We start from the raw sequence: 17993 nt of genomic DNA on the forward strand, positions 1-17993 counted from the left end.
CCTGTGTCCGACTTGGTATGACGCTATATAGTCGGGGGATTGGGGCACGAATTTGGCGGGTTGTTGTGGATTTCGCGTCTTGCTGTGATTTTTTTGCGGAAAATTCATAACGCGCTGAAAAATATACAGAAAATAATACACCACTCACACAAGGTGTGTATTTTTCGTTAACTGCTGGTGCAAATGTGGCAGCTTTGCCATTTTCTGGCAGCCCAGACTGGCCTGAAATGCGGATTTCTGCGATATTTGCTTCAATGCCCACCGCAAGAGTGGGCGCAGATTGAGAGCAGTTCTATGGTTCGTTTGTCCGTTGTCGCGCTAACGGCGCTGGCGCTGTCTTGCGGAAGTGCCTCCGCCGAGGATCCACCGCCGTTCAAGGATTTTTCCGCCAAGCGGGTCAAGCCGCCAAAGCCGGGCGCCAAACGGTTTATCACCGTTCAGATTGAACCCGAAGCTCCGGAAGCAAAACAGGCGGCCATTGCTCCGGACAGCGCGGTGACACCTCCGAGCGCACCGTCCAGTCGCTTCGATTGGTTCTGGAATGACGTTTCCCCTGCGCTGGATCAGGCGGGCCCTGGACGGCTGGACCAGGCGCTGCGCGCTCTTGCACGGGCCAAGCAGCCGGTGCCGGTGCCGCGCTTGCAGCAGATGCAGAGTTTGGCTCAGGCTCAGGGGGTCGACATCCTCAAGGCAACCATTGGCACGGACGTGTCCCCGGCCCTGGTGCTGGCAGTGATGATGGTGGAATCTGCCGGTCGTATCGACGCAACGAGCCGCGCAGGTGCGGAAGGGCTCATGCAGTTGATGCCCGCGACGGCCGAACGGTTCGGGGTGAAGGACAGTTTTCAACCTTCGGAGAACATCACGGGCGGTGTGAAGTATCTCGATTGGCTTATGGATCGATTTGACCGTGATCCGGTCCTTGTCCTTGCAGGCTACAATGCGGGTGAGGGTGCGGTGCAAAACCATGCGGGCGTGCCGCCTTATGCTGAAACACGGGACTATGTGCCCAAGGTGCTCGCAACATTTCAGGTTGCGAAGGGGTTGTGCATTACGCCGCCGGAACTGGTTACCGATGGGTGCGTGTTTGCAGCCATGAATTGAGGAGCCCGGAATTTTACAAAAATTCCGGCACGTTTTCCGTGTCGGTAAACGGCGACGTTTCAGATATTGAAGGCGTCCGCCCAGTCCGGGTGCATTGCCCGTTGCGCGTTGACGAATGGGCAAAGTGGCACGATCTTCCAGCCCTCGGCGCGCGCATCCTCTACCAGACGTTTCACCAGCGCTTGACCTGCGCCCGTGCCACGCATGGCGTCAGGCACTCCGGTATGATCTGCAATGCGGGTCTGGGGTGACAGGATGGAGTATGTGAGTTCTGCTTCGGCACCGCCCTGTTCCAGGACGTAGCGACCCTTCGAGCCGCTCTCGTCCCGGCGGATGTCGAACTCAGACAAGTGTCGCTTGGGTTGCTGCGCGCAGCTCGTCCTCTGTCACGCCATCAGCAACCTCGACAATTTTCAAACCACCGTCGACAACGTCCAGTACGCCCAGGTTGGTAATGATCCGGTCCACGACGCCTTGGCCTGTCAGGGGGAGGGTGCATTCCTTGAGCACCTTGCTGTCGCCGTGTTTGTTGGTGTGATCCATGACCACCACGACGCGACCGACACCCGCCACCAGGTCCATGGCGCCGCCCATGCCCTTGACCAGCTTGCCGGGGATCATCCAGTTGGCGAGGTCACCGTTTTCGGCCACCTCCATTGCCCCGAGGATCGCCATGGCGATCTTGCCACCGCGGATCATGCCAAAGCTTTGCGAACTGTCGAAATAGGCGGTCTGGGGCAGTTCCGTAATGGTCTGCTTGCCGGCGTTGATCAGATCGGCGTCTTCCTCCCCCTCGATGGGGAAGGGACCCATGCCCAACATGCCATTCTCGGATTGCAGGGTCACCTCGATCCCGTCGGGGATATAGTTTGACACCAGTGTCGGGATTCCGATCCCGAGGTTCACATACCAGCCGTCTTCCAATTCCTGTGCGGCACGCGCCGCCATTTGGTTGCGATCCCAGGGCATCAATTGTCCTTATTCGTCGGTGAGTGCCGCGCCGGCAGGCACGTCGATTGTAATGAAACTTCCGGCGGCTCCGCGGCCCAGATGTAGCGTGCCTTCAAGCCCTTCGATCAGGCCGGACACGATACGGCCACCCACAGTCTTGCTGTCGGGCCATTCCATGTCGGCAGGGATGCCCACACCATCATCGGCCACGATCAGGCGCAGGCCGCCAGCGCTGAGGCGGCTCATGCGGACCTCGACCAATCCCATGTCGATCCGTTCGAAGGCGTGTTGAAATGCGTTGGTCAGCAATTCCGAGAGCACCAGACCCACGCGGGTTGCCGTCTCGATGGGCACTTCAAGCGGTTCGATCTGCAGTGACATCCGGATGCCGGAGCGGCCTTCGATATGCGCGATGGCGGAGGCGAGACGGGACAGGTAGCTGCCCATCTGGATGCTGTCGCGGTTGGATTGCTGATCGCTCAGCTTCATCTCTTCATACAGAAGCTGCAGCGTTTCGATGCGGCGCGAAAGGGCGGCGAAGTCTTCGGGTACGGATGTCGTGCCGGATTGCTGGCGGATCATGCCGATGATCATCGACAGGTCGGAGGCAACGCGGTTCTGGATCTCGATCAGCTGTGCGTTGATCTCTTCGGCGCTGGTCGACAGCTCGCTTTGGCGCAGCTCTTTCTGAATACCTACGAAATACTGTGTCTTGCCGTGAGAATCATGGACCGGTGCCACGATCAATCGATTCATGAACGGCTCACCATTGGCGCGATAGTTCAGGATATCCACGCTGGCGCTTTCCTCGGCTTCGATACCCGCGCGCAGTTTGTCGACATCGGACTTCCGTGTGCCTTCGCCTTGCAGGAACCGGCAGTTGCGCCCGATCGAGGCAGATCGGGCATAGCCCGTGCACCGTGTGAATGCCTGGTTCACGTAGACGATCGGATTGTCTTCGAGATGCGGATTGGTCACGACCATGGCAACCTGTGCCCGGGTGAATCCCTCAAAGGATTTGTCGTCTTCAAGCAGTTCTTCGATGGTGTCAGGCATGGCCTGGCTCCTTACGCGGCGCGCGTTGTCCGTTGTTCGATGCGCTTTTCGTGCTCGCCCTGGATCAGGCGGTGGACATAGATCCCCGGCAGGTGGATATGATCGGGATCAAGGCTGCCTGTCGGCACGATCTCTTCCACTTCTGCGACGCAGACCTTGCCGCACATCGCAGCGGGCGGGTTGAAGTTCCGGGCGGTCTTGCGGAACACGAGGTTGCCCGTCTCGTCCGCTTTCCAAGCCTTCACGATGGAGAGATCGGCAAAAATGCCTTCTTCCATGATGTAGGTCTCGCCGTTGAAGTCCTTGTGTTCCTTGCCCTCGGCAATCACGGTGCCCACGCCGGTCTTGGTATAGAAACCGGGGATGCCGCAGCCGCCGGCGCGCATACGCTCGGCCAGGGTGCCTTGGGGGTTGAATTCCAGTTCAAGCTCACCTGACAGGTATTGACGCATGAACTCGGCGTTTTCGCCCACATAGGACGAAATCATTTTCTTGACCTGTCGGGTCTGAAGCAAAATGCCGATGCCGAACTCGTCCACGCCTGCGTTGTTCGAGGCAAATGTCAGGTCTTTCGTCCCGGCATCCTTTATGGCGTCCAGCAGCAGTTCCGGAATGCCACACAAGCCGAAGCCACCGGCTGCGATGAACATGCCATCAAACAAGAGCCCATCCAGCGCGTCGGCAGCAGAGCCGTAAACTTTCTTCATGTTTTTCCCCACGAGGCCCGGTGGAAGGGCGTTCACACTGTGCGACAGTATGTGAATGTATGCACCTTCAAAGTCAACGCATTGGCCTGCCGTGGCACTATAATTTCCGATGCCGGGCTGCACCCGGTGTGGGGATGAAAAATAATTCTAAATCGTGGGCCAGACCCCGACCTGCGCCCGGCAAATGAGGGGTGCGCCCGGTTTTTGCCCGGGCGCTGTAGGCTTATTTTGAGCGGCTTCCAAAGTCCAACTTGCCAGAAGTCGACAGAGTGGTGTTCTGGTCGGGAACCGAGATCTCCGGTGGGAAAGTGATGGGCGTGGCTGATGCGGCACCGGTCAGGCTGATGACCAGGGCGAAAGCAGTTGCGGCGGCAATCATGGGGCGGTTCATATCATCTTCTCCTTTACTGCGAAAATCGTAGTTGTTGCTGCGATTATCGTAGTATTTGGGATTGCCTCTTGAAGGTTCAAGGGGGCTGGGCAATTTTTTGGGCATGACCAAGGAACATGACCTGCTGCGCCACGTGAAAACCGTGATGCGCGTGATGCTGATCAGCGAACGTACGCCGCCCGAGCATCAGCACATCATCAAGTTCAATCCGCTGGATTTTCACACGCTGGGCATGGTCCGCACTCAGCCCGGCGTGCGGTCGTCGGAGGTTGCAGGTTCACTTGGGATCGCTGCGACGACTGCCAGCAGCGTGATCGGCCGCCTGATCAACCGTGGCTGGATCGAACGCACGCAAAGCGAAGGAGACAGGCGCGCCTATGATCTGACGCTGACGACCGAAGGTCAGCGCATCGCCGATGCCATTCACGAACAGGATGTGCGCGACATGACCGTGTTCCTGTCCGCCCTGACGGTGACTGAACAGGACGAGTTGATACGCCTGCTGGGCAAGGTGGCCCGCCGGGTCGAAGCGCTGGAAATGGAAGGTTAGGCTCAGGCGCTTTTCTTGGTCGCTGTCTTTTTCGTCGTGGATTTCTTCGCCGCCGCCTTCTTGCGGGTCGTTTTCTTCTTCGGCGCTTTTTCGGCGATCAGTTGAACGGCCATATCCATCGTGACGTCCTCGGGTTCGGTTCCCTTGGGGATGGTCGCATTCACCTTGCCCCATTTGACGTACGGACCGTATTTGCCCTTCATCACGTTGACGGGACCACCTTCATCCGGGTGCTCGCCCAACTCGTGCAGCGGTTTGGCTGCCGCGCCGCGTCCGCCCCGACTGGCCACCTTTTCGGCCAGCAGTTGCACGGCGCGGTTCATGCCGACGGTCCACACCTCGTCGATGCCCTCGAGGTTGGCATTGGTGCCGCCCCGGTCGGACGTGCTTTCTGCGTGCTTCAGGTACGGTCCGTAGCGCCCGATATTGGCCCAGACCATGATCCCGTCCTCGGGGTGTGGGCCGATTTCGCGGGGCAGGGACAAGAGCATGACGGCACGGTCCAGCTCCAACTCCTCCGGCACCCAGTCCTTTGGGATCGACTGGCGCGGAGGTTTCTTGTTCTCTTCGGTGACTTCACCGCGTTGGACGTAGGGGCCGAAGCGACCCTTGAACACGCGGATCTCGTCGCCCTGGTCTTCGCCCAGCAGCTTGCCTTCGGGCGGTATGGCGCTCGCCTCGGCTTCGGGGTCCGGTGGGCCGAAGGGGCGGGTGTAGCGGCATTCGGGATAGTTGGAGCAGCCGATGAACGCGCCGCCCGACCGCGCGGTACGCATGGACAAGCGCCCCGCGCCGCAATTCGGACAGAGGCGTGGATCACCGCCATCTTCGAGGGGCGGGAACAAGTGCGGCTCCAGCACCTCGTTGATTTTCTCCAGCACCTCTGTGATCCGCAATTCGGACGTCTCGGCGATAGCAGCACTGAAATCCTGCCAGAAGCGGCCCAGAACGTCCTTGTAATTGCGGTCGCCCGCGCTGACGTCGTCCAGCTCTTCTTCAAGCCCGGCGGTAAAGTTGTAGCCCACGTATTTGCGGAAGTAGTTCTCGAGGAACGCAATCACCAGACGGCCTTTGTCCTCGGGGATCAGGCGATTACGGTCCTTTCGGACATAGCCACGGTCCTGGATCGTCGTGACGATGCTGGCATAGGTCGATGGGCGGCCAATGCCCAGTTCTTCCATGCGCTTGACCAGCGTCGCCTCGGTATAGCGGGGCGGGGGCTGGGTGAAATGCTGTTCGGGCGTGACAGAGCGTTTGTCGGCGGGCTCGCCCTCGCTCAGTTGTGGCAGACGCTTGTCGTCGTCATCCACGACCTCGTCGTCCCGGCCTTCCTCGTAGACACGCAGGAAACCGTCGAACAGCACAACTTGCCCCGTCGCGCGCAGACCGACCTGACCATCATCACTGCCGATCTCGACCGTGGTGCGTTCGAGCCGCGCGCCTTCCATCTGGCAGGCCAGCGTCCGCTTCCAGATCAGGTCGTAGAGCTTGCGCTGATCGTCATCCATGATCTTGAGGCTGGCGGCATCCTTGGCCATGTCGGTTGGCCGGATGCATTCGTGCGCCTCTTGCGCGTTCTTGGCCTTGTTCTTGTACATGCGGGGGCTCGACGGTACGTAGTCGGCGCCGTAGCGATCCTTGATCGCGTCGCGCGCGTTCTGGACGGCCTCGGGGGCCATGTCGATGCCGTCGGTCCGCATATAGGTAATGTGTCCAGCCTCATAGAGCCGCTGGGCGGCGCTCATGGTCTGGCGCGCGCCCATGCCGAACTTGCGGCTGGCTTCCTGCTGCAGCGTCGACGTCATGAACGGGGCAGACGGGTTGCGGGAGGCGGGTTTCGCCTCAACCGACTGGATTTTGAGGGCGCGGCTGGTTATGGCCTGTTGCGCCATTTCGGCGGCGGTCTGGTTTTCGAGGTCGTATTTTTCGAGCTTCTTGCCCGCCAGACTGACAAGCCGCGCCTCATATTCCTGTCCCCGCGGGGACGCGAGCACGGCTTTGACGGACCAATACTCGCGGGCGCGGAAGGCTTCGATCTCCATCTCGCGCTCGGTGATGAGGCGGAGACATACCGATTGCACGCGGCCCGCAGACTTGGCGCCGGGCAGCTTGCGCCACAGGACCGGCGACAGGTTGAAGCCCACGAGGTAGTCGAGCGCGCGGCGGGCGAGATAGGCCTCGACCAGCGGCATGTCGACCTGGCGCGGGTTTGCCATGGCTTCGTCCACCGCCGTCTTGGTGATCGCGTTGAAGGTCACGCGCTTGACGTCCGTGTCCTTCTTGATCGACTTGCGCTTGGTCAGCGCCTCCTGCAGGTGCCAGCTGATCGCCTCGCCCTCGCGGTCGGGGTCGGTGGCGAGGATCAGGGCGTTGTCGTCTTTCAGGGCATCGGCGATGGCTTTGACGTGTTTCTTGCTGTCGGAGGCCACTTCCCACAGCATGTCGAATTCGTTTTCGGGATCGACCGAACCGTCCTTAGGCGGCAGATCGCGCACGTGGCCGTAGCTGGCCAGCACGGTGTAGTCGCTGCCGAGATATTTGTTGATCGTCTTGGCTTTGGCGGGGGATTCGACAACGACGACGGGCATTTATTCGGTGACCTCGAACGGGAAAATTTGCTGCTCTATGGCGGCGCAAGATGTGGGGTGCAAGGGCCGAATGTCAACAAGGGCGCCGCGGGTGCGGTCAACTGGCGCGGGTCAGAAGGCCCCCTGGGGCGCGGTCGATACTGCCATCCAGTTCAAGCTCGACCAGAGCGGGCGCGACCGTTGCAGTGGGTGCGCCGAGGTCGCGGATCAGTTGGTCTTCGGCCACCGGAGAGGGGCCAAGGCGTGACAGAATCTGCTGATGGAGCGCGGCGGTTTGCTGCAGGTTGCGACGGTCTTTTGGCGGTTGCGCAGGGACCTCAAGCGGCAATTCTGGCGCCGGTTTGGGCGCGATTGGCGCCAATGCCTCGATCACATCGGCTGCGTCGCGCACGAGGGTCGCACCATCGCGGATCAGCATGTTGCAGCCCGATGCCCGCGCGTCCATCGGGTGCCCCGGCACGGCCAACACATCGCGGCCCAGATCCAGCGCATCGCGGGCTGTGATCAGACTGCCTGATTTTGCAGCAGCTTCGACCACGATTGTGGCTGCGGAAAGACCGGAAATGATGCGATTGCGGGCGGGGAAATGCCGTGCCATCGGCTGTAGACCCAAAGGTTGTTCACTGATCCGAGCGCCACGTGCGGCGATGTCCTCGGCCAGCCTGGCATTCTCCGCCGGGTAGATTGTGTCGACGCCACCGGCCTGTACCGCGATCGTTCCGGTGTCGAGCGCGGCAAGATGTGCTGCGGCGTCAACACCGCGCGCGAGGCCCGAGACGACGACGTATCCTTCGGAGCCCAGATCGCGCGCAAGGGCGCGGGCCATGCGTGTCCCGAGCGAGGATGCGTTGCGCGCCCCAACAAGCGCGATCATCGGCCTTTGCAGCAGGTCAGTATCGCCCAGAACCCATAGAAACGGTGGTGCGTCAGACAGATCGGTCAGCGGTGTGGGGTAGCGGGCATCGCCCTGCGCGACCAGACGAGCGCCAAGAGCGCGCCCGGCTTTCAGTTCCGCATGAACCACGCCTTCGGGACAGGGCTGATAGTTCTCAACGCGGGCGGCGCGCGCTACCTCAGGTAGCGCGGCCAGCGCGTTTTGCGCGGTGCCGTGTTCAATCAGCAGTCGTTTATACGTTGCAATGCCGACCCGGCGTGAGCGCAACAGACGGAGACGTGTGAACTGGTCATCTTCCGAGGTGGGTGGGAGTGGGGGGTGAGTGGAAGAAGGATGGGTATCCTTTTCAGTCATCCGTGGCTCCGTCCGTTGCTGGGAATGTTGTAGAATCGGCAAGGTTAACAACGCATGAACACACGCGACCGTACCGCCTTCTACTCGCCTAACGGTTGATTTGACTTGGAAAATTTTCTGAGAAAATGTGTGACTTGAACAAACAAAGAACGCTTCAGGCGCTTAAACCTCCCCCTAAATGGCGAGGAGAAGGCTAAGCCATTGTGTCTTTTGACATATGCAGAATCGACCGCGCTCAGGTGGCTGAGCCTCCAACGGTTAACCCGCCGATCATCAATGTCGGCTGCCCGACGCCTACTGGCACCCATTGGCCTGCCTTGCCGCAATTCCCCATGCCGGGATCAAGAGCCATGTCGTTACCGATGGCACGGATCTGTTTGAGCGCCGTGGCGCCGTCGCCGATCAGAGTTGCTCCCTTGACGGGCGCGCCGACCTTGCCGTTCTCCACTCGGTACGCCTCGGTGCAGGAAAAGACGAACTTGCCGTTGGTGATGTCCACTTGCCCTCCACCAAAGCCGACTGCATAGATTCCGTCCTTCAGGTCGGCGACGATATCCTCGGGCGCGCTCTGTCCACCCAGCATGTAGGTGTTGGTCATGCGTGGCATCGGCGCATGGGCATAGCTCTGCCGCCGCCCATTACCCGTTGCCTTTACTCCCATCAGCCGTGCGTTCTGGCGGTCCTGCATGTAACCCACAAGGATACCGTCCTCGATGAGCGTATTCTTTCCCGATGGCGTACCCTCATCATCCACGGTGATGGAGCCGCGCCGGTCGGGAATCGTCCCATCATCCAGCACAGTCACGCCCGGAGCAGCAATGCGCTCGCCCATCAGCCCGGCAAAAGCCGAGCTGCCCTTGCGGTTGAAATCGCCCTCAAGCCCATGGCCGATGGCCTCGTGCAGCAGGATCCCGGGCCAGCCGGGCCCCAGAACCACGTCCATCACTCCGGCCGGGGCAGGGATTGCGTCAAGGTTGACCACTGCAACACGCAGCGCTTCGCGCGCTTTGGCCTGCCAGTCGTCGCGGTCGATCAGACCATCGAGCCCCACGCGCCCGCCACCCCCGGCACTGCCGCTTTCGCGGCGACCGTTCTGCTCAACGATGACCGAGATATTGAGGCGGGTCATCGGGCGCGCATCACGCACCGAATGGCCCTCGGGGCGGAGGATTTCGACCTCCTGGATGGAAGCCGCGAGCGAAGCGGACACCTGCACGACGCGCGAATCGAGGTCGCGGAGATAGGCGTCGATTTCTTTCAAGGTCTCGAGCTTTACCGGGAAGCTGGCCCCAGCGATGGGGTCGTCGGGTGCATATAGTTTGACGTTGGTCGGTTGCGGCGCATCGGCAAGGGTGCCACCGCCTTCGCCCACCGCCAACCGGGCCGTTTCGGATGCGCGGCGCAGTGCTGCTTCGGAGATTTCGGTGGAGTGTGCGTAGCCTGCAACTTCACCTCGAACGGCGCGCAGTCCAAACCCCTGAGCGGCATCATAGCTTGCGGTTTTCAAGCGTCCGTCATCGTATACCAGCGCTTCGGAGCGCCGGCGTTCAAGGAACAATTCACCGTCGTCAGCCCCTGCCGTTGCATCTCGCAGGATCTGCAGGGCGGCGCTGCGGTCGATGTCGTGATCCAGCGGTGCAAAAGGGGCGTCAGTCATCTCGTATACTCCGGTATGCAGTGGGGCGTTTCGCCACGGCAAGCGTCCGTTTGACGCGCCCCTTATGTCTTTATCTTGCAGTCAGAATATGTTTGTAAGTCGCGACAATACAACGGGAGGCGGAAGCAGTGCGCGCTGTGGCCTTTCTCCGAACACTTGTTGATCACTGAAGATCAGGACGACCAGATGAAAAAGCTTTTCTCGATTTCGGGTGCGCTGAGCGCCCTAGCCGCGGCCCCGGCCATGGCCCAAGACAGCCTTGAGGTGATTGGCCGGCCTGTAGATGGCGGCATGGGCTTCCAACCGGCGGCCACTGAAATCGCCCGCCGCCTGCAATGGCTGGACGGTATGATCCTTGTCATCATCACGCTGATCACGCTTTTCGTGGTCGCGTTGCTGGCATGGGTGATTGTGCGTTACAACCGGGCGCGGAACCCGGAGCCTGCCAGCTTCACCCACAACACTCCGGTCGAGATCGCGTGGACCATCATTCCGATCGTAATTCTGGTCTTCATCGGTGCCTTTTCGCTGCCGACACTGTTTCACCAGCAAGAGATCCCGGAAGGTGACGTGACGATCAAAGTCACGGGCTACCAATGGTTCTGGGGCTACGAATACGTGGATGAGGATATCTCGTTTGACAGCTACATGATCGGCGCACCCGCGACCGCACCTGACGATGCTGTGGAACCCTACAACTACGCGATCAACGAAGATGTACGTGCGCAATTGCAAGCCGCTGGCTACTCCGAGCAGGACTTCCTGCTGGCGACGGACACAGCCGTTGTGGTGCCGGTTGGCAAGACCATCGTGATGCAAGTGACTGGCGCTGACGTGATCCACTCGTGGACGATCCCGGCCTTCGGCGTGAAGCAGGACGCCGTTCCCGGTCGTCTGGCCGAGCTGTGGTTCCAGCCTGAGAAAGAAGGCATCTACTTTGGCCAGTGCTCGGAACTCTGCGGCATTGCACATGCCTATATGCCGATTGCAGTGAAAGTGGTCAGTGAAGACGCCTATGCCGCGTGGTTGGACGCCAACCGTGAGGGCGGAGACTACGTTGATGTGCGTCAGGTTCTGACAAACTGATTGGGTGCCTGTGCGGCGGGATCATCCCGCCGCTTCTGAGTTGAGACCAATGGGAACGCGATGACCGACATCAGCTACCAGCCCCAGACCCACGAGGCCGAAGCGAGCCTGGGTGACTATTTCGCGCTGCTCAAGCCGCGCGTCATGTCGCTTGTGGTCTTTACTGCGCTTGTCGGGTTGCTTGCGGCTCCGGTGTCGGTACACCCCGTGATCGCATTTTCCTCGATTCTGTTTGTCGCCATCGGGGCAGGGGCCTCGGGCGCGTTGAACATGTGGTGGGACGCCGACATTGACGGTGTGATGAAGCGCACGGCCAAGCGGCCCATCCCCGCAGGCAAGGTCACGCCGGACGAAGCCAAGACTTTGGGCGTCGCGCTGTCGGGTATGTCGGTGATGATGCTGGCCCTGAGCTCCAACCTGTTGGCGGCCGCTCTTCTCGCCTTCACCATCTTTTTCTATGCCGTCATCTATTCGATGTGGCTGAAGCGCTCGACCCCGCAGAACATCGTGATCGGTGGCGCCGCGGGGGCCTTCCCGCCGGTCATCGGCTGGGTGATTGCGACAGGCTCCATGTCGATCGAGGCGTGGCTGATGTTCGCCCTAATCTTCATGTGGACGCCGCCGCACTTCTGGGCGCTGGCCCTGTTCATGAAGTCGGACTACGACGATGCGGGTGTGCCGATGCTGACGGTGACGCATGGGCGCAAGACAACGCGCGTCCACATCCTGGTCTACACCGTTTTGCTTGTCGGCCTGGCCGTTGCGACAGCGTTCACGGCGATCGGCGGACCTGTCTACCTGACAGTATCGGTCATTTTGAACGCGCTGTTTCTGAAAGGTGCGTTTGACATCTGGAAGCGAGACGAAAGCGCTGCGGAACACGACGGATACCGCGTCGAAAAAGCGTTCTTCAAATTGTCACTGTTGTATCTGTTCCTGCATTTCGGTGCGATCCTGATCGAGGCGATGCTTCCCGCATCTTGGGGGATCTGGGCATGAACATTCGTGCCGAACATGAAATTCACCAGCGCCGCAAGGGGCGCAACGTGGGCGTGGGCCTCATGTTAGCTGGTTTTGTTGTGTTGGTTCTGGCTCTCACCTTTGTCAAAATCACCGGCGGTGACTTTGCACTGCCGCAGATCGAGGAGAGCCAATAATGCGTCTGGAAGGTCCCACGAAAACCGTTGCTCAAACCGTTGGCCTCGTTGTTGTGATGGGCGGGCTCGCTTGGGCGTCGGTGCCGTTCTACGACTGGTTCTGCCGCGTGACGGGCTTTGGCGGCACGCCGGGTGTGTCCGAGGTCGCGAACGAGGAAATCCTGGATCAGACCATCAAGGTCCGCTTCGATGCCTCGCTGGAACGCAACATGCCATGGACCTTCACCCCTGAGGTGCGCGAAATGGAATTGCGCATCGGTGAAACGGGGCTGGCCTTTTACGAAGCATACAATCCGACGGACAAGCCCGTCGCCGGATCGGCCAGCTACAATGTCGCGCCATACGAGGCGGGCGGCTTCTTTTCCAAGATTGACTGCTTTTGCTTTGAAGAGCAGGTGTTGCAACCCGGCGAGCGGGTGATGATGCCCGTCACATTCTATGTCGACCCCGAGATCGTCACCGACCGCGATGCGAAATACGTGCACACGATCACGCTGAGCTACACATTTTACCAAATCGACCTGCCCGAAGGCTATGCCGCGCTGGAGCAGGTGGAAGAAACAAACCTGAACTGAGGGACGGACTATGGCCCACGCAAAAAACCACGACTACCACATTCTTGCGCCATCGACCTGGCCCTTGCTTGGCGCATTTGCAGGCTTCATCATGTTGTTTGGTGCCGTCGCCTGGATGTCTGGCGGCATGACCATCTTCTTCGAGTCGATCGAATTGAGCGGCCCTTGGCTGTTCCTGATCGGTTTCGTGGCCGTCCTTTACACCATGTTCGGCTGGTGGGCTGACGTTGTTGCAGAAAGCCGTATCGGCGATCACACACCGGTGGTTCGGATTGGCCTGCGCTACGGCTTCATTCTGTTCATCATGTCCGAAGTCATGTTCTTTGCCGCGTGGTTCTGGTCGTTCTTCAAGAACGCCATGTACCCGATGAGCGAATATGTCGGCACCGAATACATCCAGCCGGAAATCTATCACGTCGATGCCTTCCACCTGCCGCTGATCAACACACTGATCCTGTTGCTGTCGGGCTGTGCCGTGACCTGGGCGCACCACGCTCTGGTCCATGGCGGTGAGCGCAAGGACGTCATCAACGGCCTCGCCATCGCAGTGGTTCTTGGCGTCCTTTTCACCTTCTTCCAGGCCTACGAATACTCGTACCTGCTGTACCAAGGCTGGGAATTTGGCGGTGACAAGTTCTTCTCCAACTTCTTCATGGCGACTGGTTTCCATGGTGCACACGTCATCATCGGCACCATTTTCCTGTTCGTGTGCCTGTTGCGCGCGATGAAGGGGCACTTCTCCGCCGAAAAGCACATCGGGTTCGAGGCGGCTGCCTGGTACTGGCACTTTGTTGACGTGGTCTGGTTGTTCCTGTTCTTTGCGGTCTACATCTGGGGCGTCGGCGTCATGCCCGGCCTCGACCACTAAGCCGCGTCACACGCATCAAGATCAAAGCGCGCGGTTTCCGCGCGCTTTTCACTTTCAGACAGGACAATCGCGCGCATGCGTCGCTTTCTCTTTCTGATGACATTCGGCCTGATGGGGGCGGGTATCCTGATCAGCCTCTGCGTCTGGCAGGTGCAGCGTTTGGCCTGGAAACAGGACTTGCTGGCCCGGATCGACGCGCAGATCGCCGCCGCCCCGACACCTGTCGCCGAAGCGGTGGAGCCGCAATTTCAGCGATACGCACCGGTTGAGGCGGCAGGCACCTTTGGCGCTGACCACATCCGTATGCTGGCGTCCCGCAAGACGACCGGAGCGGTGCATCGCATTATCCGGCCCTTCGAAACAGAGACCTATGGACGCGTTCTCGTCGACACCGGCTGGTTGCCGGACGAGGTGCCCGTGCCGGGTGCACCTGAGCAGCGCCTTACGATTGTCGGCAATCTTGATGCGCCGAATGAGGCAGATGGTTTCACGCCTGAGCCCGATCTAGCCAACAACTTGTGGTTTGCGAGGGATGTTCCCGCGATGGCCGATGTGCTCGGCACGCAACCTATCCTCATTGTATTGCGCGACGCGCCGGAAATTGATCTTGGCGTGACGCCCTGGCCGGTAGACACGGCTGGTATTCCGAACGATCACCTGCAATACGCAATCACCTGGTTTTCGCTCGCGGCGATCTGGGTGCTGATGACTGCCTATTTCGTGCTGCGCACCAACCGCAGCCCGCGCTGAGAAAGACGACCCATGCGCTACATTTCGACCCGTGGCCAGGCCCCCGCGCTGACCTTCGAAGATACGATGCTGACCGGGCTTGCCCGGGACGGTGGCCTCTATGTCCCCGAGACGATCCCGACCCTGGACGCTACGACAATCGCCGATATGGAAGGGCGCTCTTACGAAGACATTGCCTACACCGTGATGCGCCCGTTCGTGGGCGACACGTTCAGCGATGACGAGTTTCGCGCCTGTATCGACCGCGCCTATGCAAGCTTTGGTCACGCCGCTCGCGCGCCGATGGTGCAACTGGATCAAGGTCACTTCCTGCTCGAGCTGTTTCATGGCCCGACATTGGCGTTCAAGGACTTCGCCATGCAGCTCATCGGGCAGCTGTTTCAGACCGCCCTGAAACGCCGCGACCAACGGGTGACTATTGTGGGCGCGACAAGCGGAGACACCGGATCCGCTGCCATCGAAGCCTTTCGCGGCCTCGACAACGTGGATGTGTTCATCCTCTATCCGCATGGGCGCGTCAGCGAAGTGCAACGCCGCCAGATGACCACGCCGACCGAAAGCAACGTCCACGCCCTCGCTGTTGAGGGCGACTTTGACGACTGTCAGGCGCGGCTCAAGGACATGTTCAATGACTTCGAGTTTCGCGACGGGGTTGGCCTCGCTGGCGTGAACTCGATCAACTGGGCCCGTGTGTTGGCGCAGGTTGTGTACTACTTCTCCTCTGCCGTCGAGTTAGGTGCGCCCCAGCGCAAGATCAGCTTCACGGTACCCACAGGCAACTTCGGCGACATCTTTGCCGGCTACATCGCCAAACGGATGGGCCTGCCCATCGACAAGCTGGTGGTCGCCACCAATCAGAACGACATCTTGCACCGCTGCCTGAGCGGGCAAGGGTATCACAAGGGCGAAACGATCCCGTCGATCAGCCCCTCCATGGACATTCAGGTCAGTTCAAATTTCGAACGCGCGCTGTTCGACGCCTATGACAGCGATGGTGCTGCCGTTGCCCAGTTGATGGACGAGTTGACAAGCGGTGGGTTCGAGGTCAGCCAGGGCGCGATGCAGGTTCTCCAGGAACACTACGCCTCTGGTCGTGTGTCCGAAGAGGAAACCAGCGCTCAGATTGCATCGTCGCTCAAATCCAGCGGCGAGTTGCTGTGCCCACACTCCGCTGTCGGCGTGCATGTGGCCGATGTCGAGCGCCAAATGGGAACGCCTATGATCACGCTGGCAACGGCGCACCCTGCGAAATTCCCCGCCGCGGTCGAGGCGGCGACAGGCATCACGCCCCCCCTTCCACCCAGGATGGCAGACCTGTATGAACGCGCGGAACGGCTGACGCGGGTGCCGAATGATCTTGAGGCGCTCAAGGCGCACATCATTGAGCATCGCGCGCAGTGACCAAACGGCAGTGAGACTGAATTGACCACGCAAACGCATCGCCTGAAGAACGGCTTTCGCATCGTCACCGAACATATGCCGGGATTGGCTTCGGCCTCCGTCGGCGTCTGGGTGGGCGCAGGCGCCCGGCATGAAGCCTCGGAACAGAACGGCATTGCGCACTTCCTTGAACACATGGCGTTCAAGGGGACGGAACGGCGCAGCGCTTTGCAGATCGCCGAGGCCATCGAAGACGTGGGCGGATACATCAACGCCTATACCAGCCGCGAGGTCACGGCTTACTACGCGCGTGTACTCGAAAACGACGTGCCGCTGGCCATGGACGTGCTGGCGGACATCCTGCTGAACCCGATCTTTGACCAGAACGAGATCGAGGTGGAGCGTGGCGTGATCCTGCAGGAGATCGGACAGGCGCTGGACACACCGGATGACGTGATTTTCGACTGGTTGCAGGAACGGGCCTATCCCGGGCAGCCTCTTGGCCGCACGATCCTTGGCCCGTCCGAACGGGTCTCGTCCTTTGGGCAGTCCGATCTGAAACGGTTTGTCGACCAGCACTACGGCCCGGAACAGATGATCCTGTCCGCTGCGGGTGCTGTGGACCATGACGCCATCGTGCGTTTGGCCGAAGAGTTGTTCGGGCACCTGGCGCCGCGTGGCATGGGAGTGCCGGATCTGGCCACGTTCGCCGGTGGAGAGGAACGGCGCAGCAAAGCGCTTGAACAAGCCCACTTCGCCATGGCGTTTGAGTCTCCGGGCTATCGCGACGATGCAATTTACACAGCGCAGATCTACGCCAGTGCCCTGGGCGGTGGCATGTCGAGCCGCCTGTTCCAGGAAATCCGGGAAAGTCGCGGTCTGTGTTACACGATCTTTGCTCAGGCTGGCGCATATGCCGACACAGGCATGACCACGGTCTATGCAGGCACATCGGCGGATCAGGTCGCCGACCTTGCTGCCATCACCGTAGACGAGATGAAGCGCGCTGCTGACGATATGACCGTGGCAGAGGTGGACCGTGCGCGCGCCCAGATGAAAGCGGGTCTTTTGATGGGGCTTGAAAGCCCATCCAACAGGGCTGAGCGCCTTGCGCGCCTTGTGCAGATCTGGGATCGCGTGCCGGCGCTGACCGAAACCGTCGCTCTGATCGACAGTGTCACTGTCGACAATGTGCGGGACTTTGCCGTGCAAATGGCGACGCAGGCCCCGATGGCGCTTGCGCTCTACGGTCCAATCGATGCGGCGCCGACCCGGGAAACCCTGCAGGAGCGGCGCGCCGCCTGATGCTTCTGAACAAGCGGAAACTGCGGATCGAAACAGAGCGGATGACGCTGCGCCCGCCGACCCATTCCGACTTTCGCATTTGGGCAGCACTGCGCGCGGCCAGCATCGACCATCTGACGCCATGGGAACCAAGCTGGGCAGGCGATCACCTGACGCGCAAGGCGTTCACCAACCGGGTCTATTGGGCACAACGCTCAGTTGCCAGCGGCACTGCGATGCCGCTTTTTCTGTTTCGGCGCGGCGATGAAGCGCTTCTGGGTGCGATCACGCTCGACAACATCCGCCGCGGCCCGGCGCAGGCGGGAACCTTGGGGTACTGGACCGGGGCCGCGCATGCGCGGCAGGGATACATGCGCGAGGCGATCCTTGCCGTCGTCCACCATGCCTTCACGCGCCTTGATCTAAGCCGGATCGAGGCAGCCTGCCTGCCGGAAAACGTCGCCTCGCGCGGGCTGCTAGAAACCTGCGGTTTCAAGTACGAGGGCGTGGCCCAAAGCTACCTGCAGATCGACGGACGCTGGCGCACCCACGTCCTTTATGCGGCGCTGCGTATGGACCGGCGCGGACGGACCGACGCAGGGTAAAAATCTGACGCAGATTTTTGCCAAGATTTTTTGTA

19 protein-coding genes are annotated in these 17993 nt (G+C 60.5%); 11 read left to right on the forward strand and 8 right to left on the reverse strand.

All coding sequences use genetic code 11. The features are described from left to right. Nucleotides 1–294: 294 nt before the first annotated feature. The gene (locus tag KUV51_RS02535) at nt 295–1104 is read left to right on the forward strand and encodes a lytic transglycosylase domain-containing protein (RefSeq protein ID WP_222520042.1); all 810 of its coding nucleotides are present in this window, start codon (nt 295–297) and stop codon (nt 1102–1104) included. A gap of 59 nt (nt 1105–1163) precedes the next feature. Here the strand turns inward: KUV51_RS02535 and KUV51_RS02540 are convergent, their stop codons facing one another. The 5 genes from KUV51_RS02540 to KUV51_RS02560 form a co-directional block, all read right to left on the reverse strand. Then, nucleotides 1164–1454, reverse strand: coding sequence for a GNAT family N-acetyltransferase (locus KUV51_RS02540; protein ID WP_222520043.1), 291 nt, complete (start codon nt 1452–1454; stop codon nt 1164–1166). Then, nucleotides 1447–2073 (reverse strand): 3-oxoacid CoA-transferase subunit B, encoded by a 627-nt coding sequence (locus tag KUV51_RS02545; RefSeq protein WP_222520044.1) that lies wholly within the window; start codon nt 2071–2073, stop codon nt 1447–1449. The genes KUV51_RS02540 and KUV51_RS02545 overlap by 8 nt, the downstream gene beginning before the upstream one ends. Nucleotides 2074–2082: 9 nt before the next feature. Continuing rightward, a complete protein-coding gene (locus KUV51_RS02550; RefSeq protein WP_222520045.1) occupies nt 2083–3111 on the reverse strand; it encodes a PAS domain-containing protein in 1029 nt (342 codons plus the stop codon). A gap of 11 nt (nt 3112–3122) precedes the next feature. Next, the gene (locus KUV51_RS02555) at nt 3123–3818 is read right to left on the reverse strand and encodes a CoA transferase subunit A (protein ID WP_222520046.1); all 696 of its coding nucleotides are present in this window, start codon (nt 3816–3818) and stop codon (nt 3123–3125) included. 223 nt (nt 3819–4041) lie between these two features. Then, complete coding sequence (locus tag KUV51_RS02560) at nt 4042–4314, reverse strand: hypothetical protein (protein ID WP_222520047.1); 273 nt, start codon at nt 4312–4314, stop codon at nt 4042–4044. On the opposite strand from KUV51_RS02560, the gene KUV51_RS02565 reads away from it, so the two are divergent. Continuing rightward, nucleotides 4313–4759 (forward strand): MarR family winged helix-turn-helix transcriptional regulator, encoded by a 447-nt coding sequence (locus KUV51_RS02565; protein ID WP_222520048.1) that lies wholly within the window; start codon nt 4313–4315, stop codon nt 4757–4759. The two genes, KUV51_RS02560 and KUV51_RS02565, sit on opposite strands and share 2 nt — an antisense overlap. 2 nt (nt 4760–4761) lie before the next feature. On the opposite strand, the gene topA is transcribed toward KUV51_RS02565, so the two are convergent. The 3 genes from topA to tldD form a co-directional block, all read right to left on the reverse strand. Then, the gene (gene topA / locus KUV51_RS02570; protein ID WP_222520049.1) at nt 4762–7347 is read right to left on the reverse strand and encodes a type I DNA topoisomerase; all 2586 of its coding nucleotides are present in this window, start codon (nt 7345–7347) and stop codon (nt 4762–4764) included. Between the two features lie 97 nt (nt 7348–7444). Then, the gene (gene dprA, locus KUV51_RS02575) at nt 7445–8596 is read right to left on the reverse strand and encodes a DNA-processing protein DprA (RefSeq protein ID WP_222520050.1); all 1152 of its coding nucleotides are present in this window, start codon (nt 8594–8596) and stop codon (nt 7445–7447) included. 235 nt (nt 8597–8831) lie between these two features. Continuing rightward, nucleotides 8832–10253 (reverse strand): metalloprotease TldD, encoded by a 1422-nt coding sequence (gene tldD, locus KUV51_RS02580; RefSeq protein ID WP_222520051.1) that lies wholly within the window; start codon nt 10251–10253, stop codon nt 8832–8834. A gap of 186 nt (nt 10254–10439) precedes the next feature. On the opposite strand from tldD, the gene coxB reads away from it, so the two are divergent. The 9 genes from coxB (at nt 10440) to KUV51_RS02625 (ending at nt 17958) form a co-directional block, all read left to right on the forward strand. Continuing rightward, the gene (gene coxB, locus KUV51_RS02585) at nt 10440–11339 is read left to right on the forward strand and encodes a cytochrome c oxidase subunit II (RefSeq protein WP_222520052.1); all 900 of its coding nucleotides are present in this window, start codon (nt 10440–10442) and stop codon (nt 11337–11339) included. Nucleotides 11340–11399: 60 nt separating this feature from the next. Beyond that, the gene (gene cyoE, locus KUV51_RS02590) at nt 11400–12338 is read left to right on the forward strand and encodes a heme o synthase (RefSeq protein ID WP_222520053.1); all 939 of its coding nucleotides are present in this window, start codon (nt 11400–11402) and stop codon (nt 12336–12338) included. After that, on the forward strand, nt 12335–12496 hold the full coding sequence (locus tag KUV51_RS02595) for a cytochrome C oxidase assembly protein (protein WP_222520054.1): 162 nt from the start codon (nt 12335–12337) through the stop codon (nt 12494–12496). Before cyoE ends, KUV51_RS02595 begins: the two co-directional genes overlap by 4 nt. Beyond that, nucleotides 12496–13071, forward strand: a complete 576-nt coding sequence (locus KUV51_RS02600) for a cytochrome c oxidase assembly protein (RefSeq protein WP_222520055.1) — start codon at nt 12496–12498, stop codon at nt 13069–13071. Before KUV51_RS02595 ends, KUV51_RS02600 begins: the two co-directional genes overlap by 1 nt. Before the next feature lie 10 nt (nt 13072–13081). Then, entirely contained in the window at nt 13082–13939 is an 858-nt protein-coding gene (locus tag KUV51_RS02605) for a cytochrome c oxidase subunit 3 (RefSeq protein ID WP_222520056.1), read from the forward strand. Nucleotides 13940–14014: 75 nt separating this feature from the next. Then, nucleotides 14015–14689: an SURF1 family protein gene (locus KUV51_RS02610; RefSeq protein ID WP_222520057.1), complete on the forward strand. Its 675-nt coding sequence runs from the start codon at nt 14015–14017 to the stop codon at nt 14687–14689. A 12-nt stretch (nt 14690–14701) separates the two neighbouring features. Continuing rightward, nucleotides 14702–16090 carry a threonine synthase gene (gene thrC / locus KUV51_RS02615; RefSeq protein ID WP_222520058.1) on the forward strand — a complete coding sequence of 463 codons (1389 nt, stop codon included), beginning with the start codon at nt 14702–14704 and terminating at the stop codon, nt 16088–16090. Nucleotides 16091–16111: 21 nt separating this feature from the next. Next, entirely contained in the window at nt 16112–17374 is a 1263-nt protein-coding gene (locus tag KUV51_RS02620) for a M16 family metallopeptidase (RefSeq protein ID WP_222520059.1), read from the forward strand. Beyond that, nucleotides 17374–17958: a GNAT family N-acetyltransferase gene (locus tag KUV51_RS02625; protein ID WP_039683320.1), complete on the forward strand. Its 585-nt coding sequence runs from the start codon at nt 17374–17376 to the stop codon at nt 17956–17958. Before KUV51_RS02620 ends, KUV51_RS02625 begins: the two co-directional genes overlap by 1 nt. Nucleotides 17959–17993 lie beyond the last annotated feature (35 nt).

It is taken from the genome of Tateyamaria omphalii (assembly GCF_019802125.1).
GTDB classification, from domain to species: Bacteria; Pseudomonadota; Alphaproteobacteria; order Rhodobacterales; family Rhodobacteraceae; genus Tateyamaria; species Tateyamaria omphalii_B.